Genomic DNA, 17,218 nt, shown 5'->3' on the forward strand with positions numbered 1-17,218 from the left:
TTACGCCCTTCCTTTCTCCCATACGAGTGTTCCGCCGACGAACGTCATCACCGGCCAGCCTTGGCACGCCCAGCCGGCAAACGGTGTATTTTTTCCTTTGGACGCAAACGTCTCCGGGTCAATCGCTTCTTCTGCTTCCAAATCAATGACCGCAATATCAGCCGGCGCGCCGACGGCAAGCCGCCCGGCATTGAGGCCGAAACATTGCGCCGGCTTGATCGTCAGCCAATCGACGAGCTGCTTTAATGTAAACACGCCAGTTTTGACAAAATGCGTATACAAGAGCGGAAACGCGGTCTCCAACCCAACGATGCCAAACGGCGCCGCCTCGATGCCTTTCGCTTTTTCCGCGGCTGTATGCGGCGCATGATCCGTGGCGATAAAATCGATCGTGCCGTCGAGCAGCCCTTCCATGAGCGCTTCGCGATCCTCACGGCTGCGCAGCGGCGGGTTCATTTTATAGTTCGCATCCAAACCCGGAATGTCTTCGTCGCACAAGAGCAGATGATGCGGCGTCACTTCGGCGGTGACGCGGATGCCAGCCCGCTTCGCGTCACGGACGACGCGCACCGACTCTTTCGTGCTGATGTGGCAGACGTGATAATGGCAGCCGGTTGCTTCAGCGAGCAAGACGTCGCGGGCGATGTGCACCGCCTCGCACACAGACGGAATGCCGGCGAGGCCATATCGGCGGGCGAAATCGCCGTCATGCACCGCTCCGCCGTTTTTCAGCGTGTCATCCTCGCAATGGGCGACGATCGCCATATCGAGCGCCGCGGCCTGTTTCATCGCTTCGAACATCATCCCAGCCGACTGGACGCCGAAGCCGTCATCGGTAAAGGCGAATGCCCCCGCCGCTTTTAAGGCGGCAAAATCGGTCAGCTCTTCTCCCTTTTGCCCAATGGTAATCGCTGCATAAGGGAGCACATTGACATGCGCCGTTTCGCGGATGCGTTTTTGCAGCCATTCCATCTGCTCTTTTCGGTCCGGCACCGGGTTCGTGTTCGGCATGGCGGCGACCGTCGTAAAACCGCCTTTCGCCGCGGCGAGCGTGCCCGTTTCGATCGTTTCTTTCGCTTCACCGCCCGGCTCGCGCAAATGGACGTGCAAGTCAATCAAGCCAGGAACGATGAGACGGCCGCCAACATCGATGACGTCCTCCCCATCCGCTTCTAGTGGCTGTTCATAGCGGATCGACGCAATGTTCCCGCGTTCGATTTTGATATGTGTCCGCACCAATTCCCCATCTTCATTGAACGACATGCCATTTTTCAACCAGACGGCCATGTTTCATTCTCCCTTCCATTGCCCGTTTTAAGACGGCCATGCGTACATAAACGCCGTTTTCCATTTGTTTAAAAATGCGCGACGCCTTCGCTTCAACAAGCTCGCTCGCAATTTCGACCCCGCGGTTGACCGGCGCCGGGTGCAAGATGATGGCGCCCGGTTTCATCCGCCGCGCCCGCTCGAGCGTCAGCCCGTACCGCACATGGTACTCTTCTTTCGTCAACCCCATCGCTTCGGCGTGGCGCTCGTGCTGGATGCGCAGCAACATCACGACATCGGCGCGGGCGATGGCCTCATCGACTTCGACGTACGTCCCATACGGATTCGTTTCATCTTTCCACTCTGCCGGTCCGGAAAACAGGACGTTTGCCCCCAACCTTGTCAACACTTCCGCATTCGAGCGGGCGACGCGGCTATGGCGGATGTCGCCGATGATCGCCACCGTCAAGCCGGTGAAGGCGCCAAACTCTTGGCGGATCGTCAATAAATCCAAAAGCGATTGGGTCGGATGGTGTCCGCAGCCGTCGCCAGCGTTAATGATCGCGATGCCGACCGCATGGCGGAGCGCTTCGAAATAAGCATCTTCGTGATGGCGGATGACAACGGCATCGACACCGATTGCCTCAAGTGTGCGGACGGTGTCATACAGTGTCTCCCCTTTTTGCACGCTCGAGCGTTCCGGGTCAAACGGAATGACATGAAGCCCAAGTTTCCGTTCCGCCATCTCGAAGCTGCATTTCGTGCGCGTGCTCGGTTCGAAAAACAAGTTGGCGACGTACATCGGCGCTGCCGGACGCCAAATGCGCCCGTTGCGGAACGCTTCCGCTTCATCGAGCAAACGGTTGATTTCATCGAGCGGCAGTTCGCTTAACGTGAAAAGATGGGTCATCGGTCTCGCTCCCTTTTCCTTTTTTACAAAAAAACACCTTGCCGATGAGGCAAGGTGTGACGGTCGGCGCACGGCAGGGCCGAGGGTAGACTCCGGCCCTGGATGCGCCTGTTTTCACACCTTTTTAAGCCTCGCGGGACTTAATTAAAAGGTGCTTTTCGATTAGGCGACATGGTCGCTGCTGTTTTCTTCAAATAGGTTTTCCGCCGCTTGCGGACGCCCCGGCAACATCAAGTTGAGGAGGACGCCGACAATCGCGGAGAGCGCCATCCCGGTGATTTGGAAGCTCTCGCTGATTTTCAGCACGGCGCCGCCGATGCCGATGACCAAGATGACCGAGGCGATGACTAAATTGCGCGTCTGGCCGAAATCGACGCGGCTGTCGATCAACATGCGCAGTCCGGACGAGGCGATGATGCCAAACAGCAAGATCGACACACCGCCCATGACCGGCGTCGGAATCGAGCTGATCAGCGCCGTGATTTTGCCGACGAAGCCGAAAGCGATGGCGATCACCGCCGCGCCGGCCAGCACGTAGACACTGTAGACGCGGGTGATCGCCAGCACGCCGATGTTTTCCCCGTACGTCGTTTTCGGCGGGCCGCCGAGCAAGGCGGAAATCATCGTCGCCGTTCCGTCCCCTAAAATCGAGCGATGCAATCCCGGCTTTTGAATAAGGTCGCGGCCGACGACTTTGCTTAACACAAGCTGGTGGCCGATATGCTCCGACAAGGTGACGATGGCGACCGGAACCATGAGCATGACGATCTCCCACGTGACGCGCACCGGATAGTCGGCAAACGGGATGAGGAAATCCGGCCATTCCAACCATTTCGCCGCCGCCACTTTTGACAAGTCAACCAGTCCGACGGCCAGCGCGTAGAGGTAACCGACCACGATGCCGACAAGCACCGGAATGAGGCTCAACATGCCGCGCGCCAATACCGAGCAGACGATCGTGGCGGCGAGCGTCACGAGCGCCACTGAGAAATGGAGCAGGCTGTATTTGCCGTCCGGGCCGTTCATCGCCATCCCGACCGCCGTGCCGGCTAGGCCGAGGCCGATGACGATGATGACCGGGCCGACCACAACCGGGGGCAGCAGCTTCATCACCCAGCGGTAGCCCGCTTTTTTAATGATGAGGGCGACAACCCCGTACACCAACCCCGCAAGAAAGCTGCCGATCATCGCCGCTCCCGGGCCGCCAGCCGTTTTCGCCGCGATGATCGGCGCAATGTAGGCGAACGACGAACCAAGATACGCCGGCACTTGCCATTTCGTAATGATCAAAAACGCAAGCGTTCCAAGCCCGCTTGTGAGCAAGGCGATCGACGGGTCCAACCCGACTAAGTACGGCACTAAAATCGTCGCGCCAAACATGGCGAATAAATGCTGAAGGCTTAATGTGATCCATTGCCCAACGGTCGGGCGGTCTTGAATGTCCAACACCGGTTTGTTCATCTTTCGTCACTCCTTTGATCAAATGAGCGAACTTACTGTCTAGTGTGCACAAAAAACCCTCTTTGCCCATGAAGGCGCAAAGAGGGTGCAGAAACAGCCGAAACGATTCCGCCCCTTTTGCAGCCTCACGGGACTGCGCTTAAAAGGGTGCTTCGCTATTTTTCATGAATGGAGACTTGATCGATGCCGTCCACTTCCGTCAGCTCAACGACAATAAGTTCCGAACGGGAAGTCGGCACATTTTTGCCGACAAAATCGGCGCGGATCGGGAGTTCCCTATGGCCGCGGTCGACAAGCACCGCAAGCTGGATGCGCGCCGGGCGGCCCAAATCCATCACCGCATCCATCGCCGCCCGCACCGTCCGGCCGGTGAAGAGCACATCATCAACCAAAACGACGTTCCGCTCGGTCACCGGAAACGGCACATTCGTTCCTTTCACAAGCGGTTCATGGTCGTCCGTCTTCACGGTCAAATCGTCGCGGTACAAGGTGATGTCAAGCTCGCCGACGGGAACGGACGCTCCTTCAATTTGCTCGATCCGCTCCGCCAGGCGGCGCGCCAAGTAAATGCCGCGCGTTTTAATCCCGACAAGCACGCAGCCGTCAATGCCTTTGTTTCGTTCGATGATTTCGTGGGCGATGCGCGTCAAAGCGCGGCGAATCGCCTGTTCGTCCATCACGACCGCTTTTTGCATGCGAGCCACCTCCGTTGGCGCAAAAAAATCCCCCGCCTGTGAAGCGGGGGATGGCGGGTTGATCGCCGCAGACATCAAACGGGCATGCGCCGCGATGTTGTTTGTTGAATCCGACCCCTTTTCAGCCTCACAGGACTGAACTTAAAGGTTCTGTTCACTTGGTTTCATTGTAAAGCGAGCGGCTCCGTTTGTCAATCGTTTTTTCGCAGCCAGTCAAGCAATTCGGCAAACTCCGGCGGCAACGGTGCTTCAAATTCCAAATACTCGCCGGTGCGCGGATGATGGAATCCAAGAACGCCGGCGTGCAGCGCCTGGCCATCAATCGGGAGCGTCTTTTTCGGCCCGTATTGCGGATCCCCGGCAAGAGGGTAGCCGATGTATTTCATATGGACGCGAATTTGGTGCGTCCGTCCCGTTTCGAGCTGGCATTCGACATACGTATAGCGGCGGAACCGCTCGAGCACGCGGAAATGGGTGACGGCTTCCTTGCCGTTTTCCTCAGTGACGGCCATTTTCTTTCGATCGCGTTTGTCCCGGCCGATCGGCGCGTCGATCGTGCCGTAATCGTGCGGAATGACGCCGTGGACGATCGCCTTGTAGCGGCGCGTCACCGTTTTGTGGACGAGCTGCTCGACGAGCGAGCGATGGGCGGCGTCGTTTTTCGCCACCATGAGCAATCCGGACGTATCTTTGTCGATCCGATGGACGATGCCCGGGCGAAGCACGCCGTTAATGCCCGAGAGGTCGCGGCAATGGGCGAGAAGCGCGTTCACGAGCGTGCCGCGCATATGCCCCGGCGCCGGATGGACGACCATGCCGCGCGGTTTGTTGACGACAAGAACGTCTTCATCTTCGTAATAAATGTCCAACGGAATCGGCTCCGGCTCGACCTCGAGCGGCTCCGGCTCCGGGGGCGAAACGGCGACGGCGTCGCCCGCTTCGCATTTGTAGTTCGCTTTCACCGTATGGCCGTTCACGGTCACAAGCCCGTTTTTGATCCATTGCTGCACTTGCGAACGCGACCATTCCTCATTAAGCGCCGCGATCACTTTATCAATTCGTTCGCCGTCATATTCGTCTTCGATGTGAAACGTGATCGTGTCCATCTACTCATTCCCTTTCTCTGATGTCGCGAAAAAAAACATATGGACAAACAACAAGATGACGCCGACCGTCAGCGCCGAATCGGCGACATTGAACACCGGAAAACTGTACGTGCCAATATACGTATGGATAAAGTCAACCACTTCTTTCCGGAACACACGGTCGATAAAGTTGCCGACCGCCCCGCCGAGCATCAGCCCAAGCCCTACGCCCGCCAGGCGTTCAGAAGGCTTCAGGCGGCGGATGTAGATCACGATCGCCGCCACGACAATCACCGTAATCAAATAAAAGAGCCAAAACTGCCCTTCGAGCATGCCCCACGCCGCGCCGCGATTGCGGTGCGACGTAATATAAAGCACATTGTCAATGATCGGGATGCTTTCCCCAAGCCGCATATAGCGGACGACAAGCCATTTCGTCCATTGATCGAGGATGACGACCGCCGCCGCAATCCAATAGTATGCCACCGTGCCAAGTCCCCCTGTCCTTCTCATTCATCCTTTTTGCATTGTAGCATAATTCGCCATGGCAAACAAATGAAGCGGCAAAAAGGAGTCAGTCAAGACTTTATGGAGAGCTTTTTTCGATTTTTCGATTTACGGCGGCCATCTCAATTAGCCATGATAAAAAGGAGAAACGACTTCCCACTTCCTGACCATGGAAGCGGCAAGAGGAGTGTGCGGCCGGGTGCACTAAACGAACGGACATCGTTCCATAGAAGCTCCCCATTCCCACATTCAGCCGATGGCTTCCAATTCGTTTACCAAAACTCCCGTCCAATCAAAATGGCGGCGATCACAATGCCCGCCCCCAGCCACATCATGGGGAGAAGGAGGGACAGCGAATCGGCCGGCGCTTGAAACAAAAACAGATGCGGCCACGGCATGAACGTTCCTTGCGTCGCGACTTCCATAAAGGTATAGACCGAGATGACCGACAAGGCGACATCCAGGCTGCCAAAGACGCCTAACAAGGCAAGCCCAATCAACTGGTAAAACGAAAACAGCAGAAACAGGTGCACCAACACGGGTGCGGTGAGAAACATCGTTCCATGAATCCATATGACCGCCGCGACAAGAAGAACGATGCATCCCCCATGCAAAACAGCATAGCGAACCAAGTCGAAGACGACCGCTTTCCGGTAATGCCATAACAGCGCTTCTTTCGCCCCTTCGTCGTACAAATGGCGGTACAAAAAGACGAGATGCCATCCGGCGATCGGCACGGCCATGCCTTGGATGACGGTGTACGGCAAAAACGGTTCGTCGGAGCGGGCGGACAAGATCCCCATCAACCCGACGCACAGCCCGTAGACGAGAAACGGAAACCAGTACAATCGGCCGAGCAAGCGGCGGTCAAAAGAAAAATGATGGGCGATCGTTTTTTTATCCATGCGCTTCCGCCTCTTTCAACAACGCCAAATATCCGTCCATCAGCCGCGGGGCGACAGGCCGGCCGATGGGTTCTTCGGACAAGACGCGCACGACGACGTGGGAAGGCTCTTCGCTCATTTGGACGACTTCGTTGGCGGCCATGACCGAGTCAAGCTCCTCAAATGGCACGTCCAACTCATACGTATAAGGAGCGGCTTTTTGCTTGAGCTCGTCCGGGCTGCCTTCAAACAGCACCATGCCGCGGTCCAACACCCCGATTTTCGTGCACAAAAATTCAATGTCCTCGACAAGGTGCGAAGAGATGACGATCGTATGATCGTGCCCCAGCCGCTTCAACAAATTGCGAAACCGCACGCGCTCGCGGATGTCAAGCCCGGCCGTCGGCTCATCAAACAGGAGGATGGACGGCTCCCGAAGCAGCAGCATGGCAATGCCCACCCGCCGCCGCATGCCGCCGGACAGCTCGCGCATTTTTTTGTTGATGTGCGAAGACAAGTTGACTTGTTCGATGACCTTCTCGATTTTGGATCGGCAGGCGGCGGGATGTTCACCTTGCAAGACGGCGAGATGCTCAAGCACTTCATACATCGTCAGCTCCGGGTACATCATAAACTCTTGCGGCAAATAGCCGATCTCGTTCACCCGCTTCACCCTCGTGCCGGTGCTGATCGGCTCGTCTCCGAGCGACACCCGTCCGGCATTGAACTCCAACAGTCCGGCCACAATGCGCATCAACGTCGTCTTGCCGGCGCCGTTTGGCCCCAGCAAGCCGTACACGCCGGAGAGGGTGAGAGAGACATCGGATAAAATCGGCTTCTTTTTCACGATTTTCGTCAATCCTTCAATGACGACCGCCAACGCCGTTCACCTCCTGCATCATCTCAAAGATGCGGTCCCATGTCCAACCGTCGTCCATGTTCGCATACCATGTCCGCAAACATTGTTGTTTTTGGTCGACATCCAGCGGCTGAAACGCTTGATAAATGGCTTCAATTTGCTTCTTGACGGATGACGGCTGCGACTCGAACCACTCGCTTTTGGAGCTCCAGTCGATCACCAAAAGGCCTTGTTTTTGCATCAGCCAGCGGGTGGCCAGCGAAATCCACTCGTTGTACATGATCCGCGATCCTTTCGGCGGTACGGAAAGCCGAAGTATTTTTTCGTAAAAATTTTGTTCCATAATATATTGATCGATCCCATATAAGTCATCTGTGTTATATACAAGATGATCGTTTGCGAGAAACGAGGACAGTCCGAAACTAGAGAAGACAATCTTGTTCGGCAACGATGAAACCGCCGTTGATGCGATTTGTTGTACATGACGGAATGTTTTTTCCATCTGGCGGATGACCGTCGGCGCCCGTTCCGCCATGTGCGGCCAATCGGCCGGGTAGGTGATCTCATATCCTTGATCGACGAGTTGATGCCCTTGCCCTTTGATCAAGGTGACCGCTTGCGCTTTCCCTTGGTAACCCTTTCCACGCTTTGGCACATTGCAAAACAGCACATCGCCGTCCACGTTTAAGGTAAAGGTGTACGTTTCATTCGGAAAGAATTGATCGGTGAACGCCCCATCCCAAACTGTCATCCCCGCCACCCGATATTCATAAGTCCGATACATGTGCGAAGCCCTCCTTTTCGGATACCACGCCCGATCCGCCAACAGGACGATGCGGCCGTTGGTGTACGGAATGAGCGCCGTATCGACGATCTCATAGGAAAAGGTGAGCGTCGAGGTGCGTTTCGGCAGCCACACGGTCACGAGATCGCCGTTTCTCGTAAACTTGACGGGCTGATGGTCCGCTTCAATCGAGTGGAGCGGATACAAATGGTACAGTTGAAACGTGGGCCGGTTCGTTTCCAACTGGGACAAGGCCACGCGCACGACCGCACGCGATCCATGCAAGGAAAGGTCATACGACTGGATACGGTAGCGCAAATCGGCTTTCGTCTCTTGTTTCATCTGGCGGTATTCCTCGAGTTCGGTCGTCTGATCGGCCCGAGTGAACGCCTTGGTGTTCGTTTGCAAGGAGTGGTAGGCGGTTAGGACGATCAGAAACGGGAAGACGAGAAATGCTTTCAAGACGGCGTTTCGCTCCTTTCTCGTCTGCGTAAAGCGGATCGACGACAACAACGCCAACCCGACAAGGGAAAGAAACCACGCGGCCCATTTCCATTCCCCGCCGCGGTCGACCTCAAACCCGATGTAGGAATCATACGCTCGTTGAATCGCGTGTTTTCCGATAAACAGCAGCGACGCCCAGTCGCGGGCATGAACAGTTTCGGACAGATCGATGAACAGCTCCGTCGTCATCGGTCCGGTCAGGATCCACACAAGCAAAATAGCGAAAAAACTGACCTTTTTCGTTTCCAACAGCAGTGCGATGATGACGCCGTACAGGACGGTGAGCACGAGCGGTCCAAACTGATAGACGGCGAGAAACCGAAGCAGCGACAAATACAGATCCGAAGGCTCCACCCCAACGAAGAGATACACGAGTGAAAAAACGCCGCAGCTCATCATCAGCATGATCCCTTGGCACAGCGCATGAACCGCAAGCAAGGCGCTCATTTTCTCCAGCAGAATCCGGTAGCCGTCGGCGAACCATGACGAAACGCCGTAACGAAGTTCGTTGGAGTAGAGAAGGTAGAACCACACGATGTAAAAGAGCGAAACGATTTGAACAAGCATGAACACTTCATGAGGGATATCCCCATAACTCTCCATATTGTACGGATCGGTAAAAAATAGTGTAAACCGTACGGCCAGCAAAAGAAAAAACGAGAAACTAGCACCAATGTATAACTTGCTTTTCAACAATCGTTTCCAATAAAAAACAAACAGCCATTTCCACCTCATCGCCGATCAACCGCTTTCTTTCTGAGAAGTTGACAAATCGGAACCAAGTATTTCGTATATAAGATCCACTCCGCTGGATTGATGGTATGGGGATTGAGGCAAACAAACATCAAAACCCCAGAAAATACGAATATGAAACTAGCTTCTGCTTTTAAGCGGGACGCCATTCTTGAAATGAACACCCATTTCATATGGAATGCCCTCTCTAATCATGAATTTGAAATGTTTGTAAAATTCAATGGCATTATAAAAAAAAAAGAAGATGTCAACCTTTTACATGGAAATTCACAGTATATTCACAAATAATAGGAAAATTGCGCTATAAACATCATGATTTTAAGCAAACGTGTGGTCGAAGATGATGGAGTAAATGCGACGGAGGCTCATGAGACACGGAGTTTGACAGAATTGGTTCAACTATAGAATTGATTCAACTACAGAATTGAATTTATACACTGCAACATTCTGCACTTTTTCTTGACAAAAACAACCACCCTGATCCCTTTGCGTTTTTTACACCATCGTTTTGGGTTTTTTCTTTCCTCCACCAAAAGCAAGCGGCAAGGCCGCCCCAAGGCAGCCTGCCGCTTTTCGTTACGCGGAATAATGTTCATTCACGATATGTGCGCAGCGCGGGCAAAGCGTTGGATGCGACGGATCGGCGCCGACTTCTTTCGTCACCGTCCAGCACCGTTCGCACGTCTCGCCTTCCGCCGGGCGGACGAGGACGGCCACGTGATCGAGCCGCTCGGCTTCGGCCGGCGCGGCGTCATACGGTTCATCCGCAACGGAAAACGCGGAAACGATGAGAAGCTGGCGCAAGTCGGCATCAAGCGACGCCAACAGCTTCCGCGCCTCGTCTTTCGGGTAGACCGTGACGCTCGCGGTCAGCGATTTGCCGATCACTTTTTCATTGCGGGCATTCTCAAGCGCTTTTAAAATGTCATCGCGCACGTCCATAAACGCATCCCATTTCGCAAGCAGCGCTTCTTCGCCGTCGATCGCGATCGGTTCTGGCATATCGGTGAGCTGGATGCTTTCGACCTGTTCTTTTCGGTTCGGGATGTGCTCCCACACTTCATCAGCCGTATGCGGCAAAATCGGCGCGATCAACTTCGCCAATGCAACGACCGTTTCATACAATACGGTCTGCACCGCACGGCGGGCGCGGGAATTGGCCGCTTCGATGTACAAAATATCTTTCGCCATATCCAAGTAAAACGCGCTCAGCTCAACGGTGCAGAAATGGTTCATCTCATGATAAACAGCGGCGAAATCGTAACTGTCATACGCTTTTTTCACCTTGACGATCAGCTTGTTCAGTTTCGCCAGCATGTAGCGGTCGACTTCGCCAAGCTCCCCAACCGGCACCGCGTTTTTGTTCGGGTCGAAATCAAACAAGTTGCCGAGCATAAACCGGAACGTATTGCGGATTTTCCGGTACACTTCCGACACTTGTTTTAAAATATGATCGGAGATGCGCACGTCCGCTTGATAGTCGACCGAAGCGACCCAAAGCCGCAAAATGTCGGCGCCGAACTGTTCCATCACTTTGGCCGGCACGACGACGTTGCCGAGCGATTTGCTCATTTTCCGCCCTTCGCCGTCCAAGACAAAGCCGTGGCTCAACACGCCTTTATACGGCGCTTTTCCAGTGACCGCAACGGCGGTGGACAGCGATGAGTTGAACCAGCCGCGGTATTGGTCAGACCCCTCTAAGTACAAATCAGCCGGACGCACGAGATCGTCGCGTTCGACCAACACGGCTTGGTGCGACGAACCGGAGTCAAACCAGACGTCCATAATGTCCGTTTCTTTCGTAAAGATGCCGTTCGGGCTTGACGGATGGGTGAACCCTTCCGGCAGCAAGTCTTTCGCCTCGCGCTCAAACCAGACGTTTGATCCGTATTGGCGGAACAAGTTCGACACATGCTCGATCGTCTCATCGGTGATGATCGGTTCGCCGTTTTCGCCGTAAAAGACCGGAATCGGCACGCCCCACGCCCGTTGGCGGGAAATGCACCAGTCGCCGCGGTCGCGCACCATGTTATGGATGCGGATTTCTCCCCATTCCGGAATCCATTTCGTTTCTTTGATCGCTTGAAGCAGCTCGTTCCGGATTTTATCGATCGACGCAAACCATTGCGTCGTCGCCCGGAAAATCGTCGGCTGTTTCGTCCGCCAGTCGTGCGGATACGAGTGGGTGATAAAGCCGAGCTTCAACAAGGCGCCGGCTTCCTCAAGCTTCTGTGTAATCGCCTTGTTGGCGTCTTCGTAAAACATTCCTTCAAACCCCGGCGCTTCGCTCGTCATATAGCCGCGCTCATCGACCGGGCAAAGAACCGGAAGCCCATATTTTTGTCCGACAAGGAAGTCGTCTTCCCCATGCCCCGGCGCGGTATGGACGCAGCCCGTGCCGGCGTCGGTCGTGACGTGTTCGCCGCAGACGACGAGCGAGTCGCGCTCATAAAACGGATGTTTCGCCACTACATACTCGAGCGCTGTTCCTTTGATCGTTTTCACAACCGACCATGCGTCCCAGCCGACTTCTTTCGCCACCGACTCGACAAGGGCAGCGGCGACGACGTATTTTTGCCCGTTAGCTTCGACGACATGGTAGTCCAACTCCGGATGGACGGCGATCGCCAAGTTGGCCGGAATCGTCCACGGCGTCGTCGTCCAAATGACGATCCGTTCGTCCCCCTCAAGCACGCCTTTGCCGTCTTTCACCGGGAAGGCGACATAAATCGACGGCGAGCGCTTGTCTTTATATTCGATTTCCGCTTCGGCGAGCGCCGATTCGCTTGACGGCGACCAATAGACCGGCTTCAACCCTTTGTAGATGAGCCCTTTTTTCGCCATTTCGCCAAACACTTTAATTTGTTGGGCTTCATACTCAGGCTTGAGCGTAATGTACGGGTTGTCCCAGTCGCCGCGCACGCCGAGCCGCTTGAACTGCCGGCGCTGGTTGTCGATTTGTTCATACGCGTATTGCTCGCACAGCTTACGGAACTCGGCGACGCTCATCGATTTGCGGTCGACGCCTTGTTTCGTGAGCGCCGTTTCGATCGGCAAACCGTGCGTATCCCAGCCCGGCACATACGGCGCGCAATAGCCGCTCATCGATTTATAGCGGACGATGATATCTTTTAAAATTTTGTTCAACGCATGGCCCATATGAATGTCGCCGTTGGCGTACGGCGGGCCGTCATGCAGGACAAACAGCGGCCGCCCTTTCGTCCGCTCCTGCACTTTCCGGTAAATGTCCATTTCTTCCCACTTTTTTTGCATTTCCGGCTCCCGTTTCGGCAAGTTGCCGCGCATCGGGAATTCCGTCTTGGGCATGAGCAGTGTCTCTTTGTAATCCATCCTTGCTCCTCCTCTTAGAGTATCAAATAAAAAACCGTTCTCACCCGGCAAGGGACGAGAACGGTCTCGCGGTACCACCCTTCTTGGCCATGCAAAAAGACGCACAGCCCACTTTTCATTCGTAACGGGAATGACGCGCCATGGCCTACTTGATGTTCGGCATGGAACTCCAGGGTGATGTTCACTCTTGCGCCGATGCCAGGCTTCCACCGTCCCCGGCTCGCTGCGACCGGCCGTTCAAGAGCTACTGTCCCTTTCATCGTCGATGGCTATTTCGCTATCCATCCACAAAAAGCCAACCGCCGCCCATGGCGGCTGGTGCGGCGATTTTTGCCATTTATTATAAATGAGGCAGCTTCGGTTCGTCAAGGCTGAGACAGCGGCTCTTTCGCCCCTTCTTCCAAATCCGGCGTTTCATACTCCATCAAATCGTCCCAATCGCGGCTGTTGATCATATCGAGCTGCGCCTCGACAAGCATGCGGAAACGGGTGCGGAACACTTTCGACTGCCGCTTCAGCTCCTCGATCTCGAGGGCGATTTTCCGCGATTTCGCCAACGCATCGCTGATAATGCGCTCCGCGTTTTTCTCCGCTTCCTTAATGATGAGCTTCGCTTCTTTTTGCGCGTTCCTCTTTACTTCCTCCGCCGCTTCCTGGGCGACGAGAATTGATTTATTGAGCGTCTCTTCAATGTTCGCAAAGTAGTTCAGCTTTTCCGTCAGTTCTGCTACTTTTTCTTCCAACTGCTTTTTTTCGCGGATGAGCATTTCATAATCTTTAATGACTTGATCGAGAAACTCGTTCACTTCGTCTTCATCGTACCCGCGAAACCCTCGGCTGAATTCCTTGTTGTGAATATCTAATGGCGTCAACGGCACAACGGCCACCTCCGTCTCCATCATTCCTTTTCTTCCTTCATTCGACACGGTTTGCCGATTTCCTGCCGCCGTTTGCTTATTTTTGTCGGCCGATCCGGACGAGCCAGCGCTCTTTTTTCGTCGGCCCTTCCACGGAAAACAGCTTGCAGCGGCCAAAGCCGCGCGCCGACAGCACATCGCCCGGTCCGCAGACGAAGTCGGGCTTGTCCACCACCTTCCAGTTCACTTTGACAAGCCCGCTTTCGACAAGCGCACGCGCTTTCTCGCGCGCAAGGCGAAACGCCTGAGCGAGCACAGCGTCAAGCCTTAGAGAAGAAACGACGACCGTTTCTTCCTGCCATGTTTCTGCAAATGGCATGGCGGCCGTCAGCGGCAGCAGCTCAAGCGCGACCGGCGCCTTGCCGATCGTTTTCACATGCAAGCGGACATAGTCGGCGACTTCAGCGGCAGTGAAAAATTGAATTTTTCCATCTTGAACGAGAATGTCGCCAAACTTGCCGCGCCGCAAGCCGAGCGACATGAGCGACCCCAATACGTCTCGATGTTCAAGGGAAACGAATTTAGCCGGGTAGCGGACGGCAAACAACACGATGCCATAATCCCCTTCCTCGGGCTCGATATATGGCGGGGCGAGAAACGCCCGCTTTCGCTCAACAAACGGAGTGCCGCCAAAAAAGAACACGCGCACTTCCTCTGCACCGCCGACGATGCTTTGTACGATTTGCTGCTCGCGCGGATCAAGAAAATCGGTCAGCTTAGGAGCGTACCGGCGGCTCACCATCTCCTTCCACTCGAGCACTTGATCAACGAACGAATGCTCTTCTTTGCGAAAATGCTGATACAGCTCCACTCGACTTCACCTTGCTTTCATAGGAAGAAAGGAACCCTCAACGGATTCCTCCCTGCGAGTCCCGCCCATTGGCCTCTTGCCGTCCGACCATAGCAAGCGCCGCCGGCACGCAAAACGGCGGCTAAAACTGCGACGCAAGAATATCAAACAGCGCGTGAAGCCCTCTTGTCGCAAATTCAAGAACAATAAAAGCGACGATCGGGGAGACGTCAATAATGCCAAGCGGCGGAATGACGCGCCGAAACGGTTCCAAATATGGCTCGCAAATGGCGGCAAGCATTTGTCCGAACCGCGTTTCGCGCGCATTGGGAACCCACGACATTAAAATGTAAATGATCAGCGCATACGAGTACACTTGAATGAGTGTCGTCAAAAATGTGAGCACATAATCCAACGGCTACCACCTCTTCATCGGTCTGTCATCCTCGCCGTCGAGCGAAATCGAGCCGCTGACGTCGACATTTTCCGGGGTGCATAAAAAAATTTTCGTGCCGACTTGCTGAATGTCGCCGCCGATGGCGTACACCGTGCCGCTTAAAAAGTCGACGATCCGCTTCGCCTGCTCATGCTGGATGCGCTGCAAATTGACGATGACGGCGCGTCGGCTTTTCAAATGGTCGGCGATCTCCTGCGCCTCCGCATACACCCGCGGCTCAGCAAGCACAACTTTCGCCGATTTTTGCACGCTTTGCAGGCTGACGACGTTCGCCTTGCCCGCCGTCTTCGGCGGCGCCTCCTCTTCCGGCTGCAACGCTTCATATTCTTCCTCATAGTCTTCGTAGTCTTCTTCTAAAAAATAATCGCGGAATTTTTTCATCAACCCCATCCGGTTTCACCTCCTACAATGATCCGACAAGCGCGCTGCCAATGCGCACAAACGTCGCCCCTTCCTCGATGGCGATTGTGTAATCGTTTGACATGCCCATTGACAGTTCGGTGCATGGCGCATGGGCCATCCCCAGCGACTCGACACGCTCTTTCAGCATCCGCAATTGACGGAAGCAAGCGCGCAATATCGCTTCGTCGTCGGTGTGCGGCGCCATCGTCATCAATCCGACGACTTCGATGCGTGAAAAATCGCGAAGCTGTTCAATGAACGGGATCGTTTCTTCTGGGGCGATCCCATGTTTGGTCGCTTCACCCGATACGTTCACTTGCACAAAACATTTCACTGGCCGCACCGCCCGCTTTTCGATTTCTTTTGCGAGCGACAGACGGTCGAGCGAATGAATGTAGTCGACTTTGTCGATGATATCCTTTACTTTGCGCGACTGAAGCGTCCCAATGAAATGCCACGTCGCTTGATTTCCGATCTGTTTATGCTTTTCGATCAATTGGTCAGAGCGGTTCTCGCCAAGGTCGCCAATGCCGGCGTCAAGCACTTCGAGCGCCCGTTGGGCATCCACATATTTTGTGACCGCCACGATGCGCACGCCGGCAGGATCCCGGCCGACGCGGGCGCAGGCCGCTTCGATTTCCCGGCGAATAGCCGCCAAGTTGTCGCGCACCGTCATGTCGTCTCCTCCCTTCGGCCGATAAACGCCAACATCCTTCCGGTCGTCCCGCGGTCGCGGCGGTGGGAGAAAAACAACGATTCCTCACAGCTTGTACAGCGCTCCGACACATAAATATGGCTGTCCGGAACACCAGCTGAAATCAACTGGAGCCGGTTGGCCTCTTTTAAGTCAAGCGCATATTGCCCCGGGCTTGTTTCCCGCCATGGCGGTAGGCTTTCCGAAGGAAGCGTCGGGCGCAGACCGTCCACGACCCGGTCGTCAACCGTATAACAGCACGAACCGATGGCCGGTCCGATGACGGCATAGATGTCGTTCGGCGCGACGTGTTCACATGTTTGCCAAAGCCGCACCATGTTACCGGCGATGCCGCCCGCCGTCCCCCGCCAGCCGGCGTGGGCAAGACCGACCAAGCCGGCTGATGGCGCTATAAAATAGACAGGCACGCAGTCAGCGAAACAAAGCGCGAGCAACACCCCCGCTTCGTCCGTATACAACCCGTCGACCCCTGGAACCGCCGTGGCAAAATCTTGCGCTCCGTTCCCCCGTTCGTTTTTCGTCACTTTTCGAATGTCAGCACCGTGCACTTGCTCACAACACACCCACTGCTCGAGCGGAACCGCGAGCCACTCCGCCAAGCGACGGCGGTTGTTGACGACATCCGTGCGATCGTCGCCGACATGCAGCCCCATATTGAGCGAGGCGAACGGTCCTTTGCTTTCCCCGCCGTGTTTCGTCGTCAATCCAGCGACGGCTCCGGCAAACGGAGGCGCCTCGCAGCGGAGCCAGCCGCGGGCTTCCTTTTGAAAAATGTCCGGCATTCGCGTCAACCTCACGCTGTTTTTGCAGTTTTTTATCACTTTTTTTCCTATTTTATCATAGTTTGTTTGTCCGTGATAACCTTTATTTAAGATTTG

At 55.1% G+C, this 17,218-nt stretch carries 16 protein-coding genes and 1 other annotated feature; all 16 genes read right to left on the minus strand.

Annotated features, from left to right (window positions below):
* Complete coding sequence (gene pyrC / locus GJ1_RS12285) at positions 1-1,287, minus strand: dihydroorotase (protein ID WP_066232823.1); 1,287 nt, start codon at positions 1,285-1,287, stop codon at positions 1-3.
* A complete protein-coding gene (locus tag GJ1_RS12290; protein ID WP_044731787.1) occupies positions 1,250-2,176 on the minus strand; it encodes an aspartate carbamoyltransferase catalytic subunit in 927 nt (308 codons plus the stop codon). The genes pyrC and GJ1_RS12290 overlap by 38 nt, the downstream gene beginning before the upstream one ends.
* A gap of 162 nt (positions 2,177-2,338) precedes the next feature.
* Positions 2,339-3,637, minus strand: a complete 1,299-nt coding sequence (locus tag GJ1_RS12295) for a solute carrier family 23 protein (protein WP_066232828.1) — start codon at positions 3,635-3,637, stop codon at positions 2,339-2,341.
* Positions 3,638-3,792: 155 nt separating this feature from the next.
* A complete protein-coding gene (pyrR, locus tag GJ1_RS12300) occupies positions 3,793-4,332 on the minus strand; it encodes a bifunctional pyr operon transcriptional regulator/uracil phosphoribosyltransferase PyrR (protein ID WP_044736169.1) in 540 nt (179 codons plus the stop codon).
* Positions 4,333-4,523: 191 nt separating this feature from the next.
* Positions 4,524-5,438, minus strand: a complete 915-nt coding sequence (locus GJ1_RS12305; protein ID WP_066232830.1) for an RluA family pseudouridine synthase — start codon at positions 5,436-5,438, stop codon at positions 4,524-4,526.
* Positions 5,439-5,930 (minus strand): signal peptidase II, encoded by a 492-nt coding sequence (gene lspA, locus GJ1_RS12310; RefSeq protein WP_083509993.1) that lies wholly within the window; start codon positions 5,928-5,930, stop codon positions 5,439-5,441.
* A gap of 266 nt (positions 5,931-6,196) precedes the next feature.
* Entirely contained in the window at positions 6,197-6,829 is a 633-nt protein-coding gene (locus tag GJ1_RS12315; RefSeq protein ID WP_066232836.1) for a hypothetical protein, read from the minus strand.
* On the minus strand, positions 6,822-7,688 hold the full coding sequence (locus GJ1_RS12320) for an ATP-binding cassette domain-containing protein (RefSeq protein WP_066232839.1): 867 nt from the start codon (positions 7,686-7,688) through the stop codon (positions 6,822-6,824). The genes GJ1_RS12315 and GJ1_RS12320 overlap by 8 nt, the downstream gene beginning before the upstream one ends.
* A complete protein-coding gene (locus tag GJ1_RS12325) occupies positions 7,672-9,690 on the minus strand; it encodes an ABC transporter permease (protein WP_066232842.1) in 2,019 nt (672 codons plus the stop codon). Before GJ1_RS12325 ends, GJ1_RS12320 begins: the two co-directional genes overlap by 17 nt.
* Before the next feature lie 594 nt (positions 9,691-10,284).
* Positions 10,285-13,059, minus strand: coding sequence for an isoleucine--tRNA ligase (gene ileS, locus GJ1_RS12335; protein WP_066232848.1), 2,775 nt, complete (start codon positions 13,057-13,059; stop codon positions 10,285-10,287).
* A 47-nt stretch (positions 13,060-13,106) separates the two neighbouring features.
* Positions 13,107-13,328: a binding site (T-box leader), on the minus strand.
* Positions 13,329-13,424: 96 nt separating this feature from the next.
* Entirely contained in the window at positions 13,425-13,937 is a 513-nt protein-coding gene (locus GJ1_RS12340; RefSeq protein WP_157068388.1) for a DivIVA domain-containing protein, read from the minus strand.
* Positions 13,938-14,013: 76 nt separating this feature from the next.
* Positions 14,014-14,787, minus strand: a complete 774-nt coding sequence (locus tag GJ1_RS12345) for a YlmH family RNA-binding protein (RefSeq protein ID WP_066232851.1) — start codon at positions 14,785-14,787, stop codon at positions 14,014-14,016.
* Between the two features lie 121 nt (positions 14,788-14,908).
* Positions 14,909-15,181: a YggT family protein gene (locus tag GJ1_RS12350; RefSeq protein WP_066232856.1), complete on the minus strand. Its 273-nt coding sequence runs from the start codon at positions 15,179-15,181 to the stop codon at positions 14,909-14,911.
* Positions 15,182-15,184: 3 nt separating this feature from the next.
* Positions 15,185-15,613: a cell division protein SepF gene (locus GJ1_RS12355; protein WP_066232859.1), complete on the minus strand. Its 429-nt coding sequence runs from the start codon at positions 15,611-15,613 to the stop codon at positions 15,185-15,187.
* A gap of 13 nt (positions 15,614-15,626) precedes the next feature.
* On the minus strand, positions 15,627-16,301 hold the full coding sequence (locus tag GJ1_RS12360; RefSeq protein ID WP_066232862.1) for a YggS family pyridoxal phosphate-dependent enzyme: 675 nt from the start codon (positions 16,299-16,301) through the stop codon (positions 15,627-15,629).
* Positions 16,298-17,122 (minus strand): peptidoglycan editing factor PgeF, encoded by an 825-nt coding sequence (pgeF, locus tag GJ1_RS12365; protein ID WP_066232867.1) that lies wholly within the window; start codon positions 17,120-17,122, stop codon positions 16,298-16,300. Before pgeF ends, GJ1_RS12360 begins: the two co-directional genes overlap by 4 nt.
* Positions 17,123-17,218: the final 96 nt, after the last annotated feature.

The organism is Geobacillus jurassicus NBRC 107829 (genome assembly GCF_001544315.1).
In the GTDB taxonomy this organism is placed as follows: Bacteria; Bacillota; Bacilli; order Bacillales; family Anoxybacillaceae; genus Geobacillus; species Geobacillus jurassicus.

Coding starts and splice junctions, on each gene's coding strand:
- GJ1_RS12360 (WP_066232862.1), bottom strand. CDS start 16,301: ATGACGGTGCGCGACAACTTGGCGGCTATTCGCCGGGAAATCGAAGCG.
- lspA (WP_083509993.1), bottom strand. CDS start 5,930: ATGAGAAGGACAGGGGGACTTGGCACGGTGGCATACTATTGGATTGCG.
- GJ1_RS12315 (WP_066232836.1), bottom strand. CDS start 6,829: ATGGATAAAAAAACGATCGCCCATCATTTTTCTTTTGACCGCCGCTTG.
- GJ1_RS12295 (WP_066232828.1), bottom strand. CDS start 3,637: ATGAACAAACCGGTGTTGGACATTCAAGACCGCCCGACCGTTGGGCAA.
- GJ1_RS12355 (WP_066232859.1), bottom strand. CDS start 15,613: ATGGGGTTGATGAAAAAATTCCGCGATTATTTTTTAGAAGAAGACTAC.
- ileS (WP_066232848.1), bottom strand. CDS start 13,059: ATGGATTACAAAGAGACACTGCTCATGCCCAAGACGGAATTCCCGATG.
- GJ1_RS12305 (WP_066232830.1), bottom strand. CDS start 5,438: ATGGACACGATCACGTTTCACATCGAAGACGAATATGACGGCGAACGA.
- GJ1_RS12325 (WP_066232842.1), bottom strand. CDS start 9,690: ATGAGGTGGAAATGGCTGTTTGTTTTTTATTGGAAACGATTGTTGAAA.
- pyrR (WP_044736169.1), bottom strand. CDS start 4,332: ATGCAAAAAGCGGTCGTGATGGACGAACAGGCGATTCGCCGCGCTTTG.
- GJ1_RS12290 (WP_044731787.1), bottom strand. CDS start 2,176: ATGACCCATCTTTTCACGTTAAGCGAACTGCCGCTCGATGAAATCAAC.
- pgeF (WP_066232867.1), bottom strand. CDS start 17,122: ATGCCGGACATTTTTCAAAAGGAAGCCCGCGGCTGGCTCCGCTGCGAG.
- pyrC (WP_066232823.1), bottom strand. CDS start 1,287: ATGGCCGTCTGGTTGAAAAATGGCATGTCGTTCAATGAAGATGGGGAA.